Origin of the sequence: Altererythrobacter sp. C41 (assembly GCF_016803135.1) — a bacterium.
GTDB lineage: Bacteria > Pseudomonadota > Alphaproteobacteria > Sphingomonadales > Sphingomonadaceae > Pelagerythrobacter.
Map to the genome: position 1 here is coordinate 1 of NZ_JAEVFE010000022.1, position 2,675 is coordinate 2,675.

Consider the following 2,675-nt stretch of genomic DNA (forward strand, 5'->3'; position numbering starts at 1 on the left):
CGCCTGCAGGTCACCGGGCGATTCCAGCTCAGCGACAGCGCGGCCCTCGCCGGCAAGCTGGCCGCCGCGCTTGCCCTCGATCTTTCCGGCGACGACGGCGGCTATGTTCTGAGCGGCGGACCTGCAACTTCGCGGGATTAGCCACCTGCCCGCCCCCCGGCGCGCACACCCACTGCTTTTCGGGAGCCCTACGCTGTGCGAGCGGGCGGAACGAGCGCTACGACATCGGCGCCTCGTAGCGAAAATAGGCGACGTTGCCGGGCTAAAGCGGATTGCCTGGATCGGATGTCGATCTCGCAGAGCGGTGCGTTCTTCGCCAGGTGCGGAGCCTGAGCACGCCTGCGCGCGGGGACTGAGAAGAACAACCGCGCGCGTGAACCCGGCCGCTATGACCAGGATCTAATTCCGCCATTCCTCCATCGCGCGATCGTACCGCGACCGAAGCTTCTCCACGTTCTTTTGCAGCTTCGTCAGTTCAGATGAATGTCTGCGCTCGAGTTCGCGCAGCGCGCGCTCGAGGTCCGCCAGGCGTCGAACCAGCGCCCTGTGCTCCTTGACCTGCCGCTTTTCAGCCTCGGCCAGAGCGCGCTCCGCCTCATCGAGCGCAGTGCGATCGGGCTTCGGCTTCGGTTTGGGTGGGTCTGCTCGTTTCTTAGGCCGGGCGGGTGGGTTTTCCGCCGGCAGGTCAACCGGCTTTGGTGCCGGGGAGCGCTTTCGAGCGGACTTGCTCTTCGGAAGCGCGGCGATCTGCTCGCTCATATTGCCGCGCAGACGGCGGATGACCACGCCAGGCTTGGCGAGCGGCTCGCGCGTCAGTTCAGGATCGTCGACCTTCTCGGCGATGCCGCGAGCGAAAAGGTCGTGCTCGCTTCCCCACGCCTGCAATGCCGCCTTCTGGCTCGGTGCGGCGACATAGGCGTCATGGAAGCCGGTCGGGGTGCGGAATACCTTGAGCTTCTGCTTGCGCGGCATGATGCAGACTAACATCGGCCATGGCACCGCGCCAGCGCCGTCCCGCGGCGCCGACGAGCTAAAGCAGCGGCCCGCCCCGACGCTTTCGCGACATCCGGTCCGCGAGCTCGATCCAGACCGGCGCATGGTCGCTGGTCTTCTCCCAGCTTCGTGGGCGCGTATCGACCTCCGCTTTCGTCAGGCGTGCGGCGGCGGGACCATTGAGGAGGAAATGGTCGATCCTGAGACCGGCGTTGCGCTCGAACGCGCCGCGCCAGTATTTCCAGAACGTATAGATCCGCTCCCCTGGATGCAGGTGCCGGACGGCGTCGGTCCAGCCCTGGTCGAGCAGCCTGCCGTACGCCGCCTTCACCTCGGGGGCAAACAGCGCGTCGTCGCGCCAGCGCTCGGGCGCATAGACGTCGAGATCGGTCGGCATGACATTGTAATCGCCGGCGACGACCACCGGCGCATCGAGATCGATCAGAGCCGCGAGGTGCTCGTGCAGGCGGTCGAACCAGTGGAGCTTGAACGCGAACTTCGGCCCGGGGCGCGGATTGCCGTTGGGCAAGTAAAGCCCGGCGACGAGCACGCCGTTGACCGCCGCCTCGATATAGCGGCTCTGCACATCGTCGGGATCGCCAGGCAGACCGCGGCGGGTTTCGTGAATCTCGCCCACCCGGCTCAGGATAGCCACTCCGTTCCACCGGCTCTGGCCATGCCAAACCGCCTCGTAGCCGGCATCGCGGAGGGCCTTTTCGGGAAATCGCTCTTGCGGCGCTTTGAGTTCCTGAAGGCACACGATGTCGGGCTTGGCGAGCTCGAGCCAGCGCACGAGCACCGGCAGCCGTCCGTTGATGCCGTTCACGTTGTAGGTTGCGATCTTCAAGCCTCGGGCGTCCTCGTGCAGCACTAGTTCGTTCTTGCAGCAGATTTGTTGACCATCAGGAAACTCCAGGAGTCCCAGAACGTTCTCCCGCCAAAGAGGAGAAGCAGCATGTCCAAGCGCGAACTCATCGATACGGGAGCCGACAAGCGCTATGTGCGCCGCGACGAGAAGGGCCGGTTCAAGGAATCGGACGATGTGGGCCGGTCGCTGGCAGCCGATCGCCGGACCAAGGCGAAAACGACGGTGAAATCCGGTCGGGGTGATCGCGGGGATCAGAAGAAGCGCTGACATCGCAGCACTGCCGCAGACTCCCGCATCGCTGCAGCTGAGCAGCTACCGTCCGCCTCGATGGCGGACGATAGACCTTGGGATTAATCTCCCGATTTACCGGCCACCGGCGCCCAATCCCTGCTGGGCATTCACTCAAGTGAATGGCGGCAGTGTCGGACACTCCGGAATGGCTCCTTTCAGGAGCGCAGATTGGGATAGCGGACGTTACCGGCGGAGAACTGGCGTGTCAGCTTCGCGCCTCATTGTGGCCATTCGAGTAGTCGTATTGAGATGCCGAAAGCGGCAATTAAGTCTTCATCTGCGAAAGGTTTGGTTCAAAGAATCGTCGTCTCGATCTCGACGAGACCCGGGTTGGCTTCCGCCCCCGGCGGGAGGCTCTTAAAGTCGTTTCTTGAGCCGCCCGACTGTGCCTCAATAAGTGACCTGACCCCCTGATTTTCCTCCACGTTCGATTAGAGTCCGGCCCTGATGGAAGGACGGACGAGATGAAGCGTAAGAGGTTTTCGGAAGAGCAGATCATCGGCGTGCTGAAGGAAGCGGAGGC

At 63.7% G+C, this 2,675-nt stretch carries 3 protein-coding genes; 1 reads left to right on the forward strand and 2 read right to left on the reverse strand.

What is annotated here, in order from left to right:
- Positions 1 to 399: 399 nt before the first annotated feature.
- Entirely contained in the window at positions 400 to 972 is a 573-nt protein-coding gene (locus JNO53_RS15225) for a hypothetical protein (RefSeq protein WP_203113616.1), read from the reverse strand.
- Positions 973 to 1,030: 58 nt separating this feature from the next.
- Positions 1,031 to 1,840 carry an exodeoxyribonuclease III gene (gene xth / locus JNO53_RS15230; RefSeq protein ID WP_203113618.1) on the reverse strand — a complete coding sequence of 270 codons (810 nt, stop codon included), beginning with the start codon at positions 1,838 to 1,840 and terminating at the stop codon, positions 1,031 to 1,033.
- 108 nt (positions 1,841 to 1,948) lie between these two features.
- Here xth and JNO53_RS15235 point away from each other — a divergent pair, with 108 nt between their 5' ends.
- Positions 1,949 to 2,128: a hypothetical protein gene (locus tag JNO53_RS15235; RefSeq protein WP_203113621.1), complete on the forward strand. Its 180-nt coding sequence runs from the start codon at positions 1,949 to 1,951 to the stop codon at positions 2,126 to 2,128.
- Positions 2,129 to 2,675: the final 547 nt, after the last annotated feature.

Excerpts from the sequence above, each read along its gene's own strand:
- JNO53_RS15225 (WP_203113616.1), bottom strand. The coding sequence starts at position 972 with ATGCCGCGCAAGCAGAAGCTCAAGGTATTCCGCACCCCGACCGGCTTC.
- JNO53_RS15235 (WP_203113621.1), top strand. The coding sequence starts at position 1,949 with ATGTCCAAGCGCGAACTCATCGATACGGGAGCCGACAAGCGCTATGTG.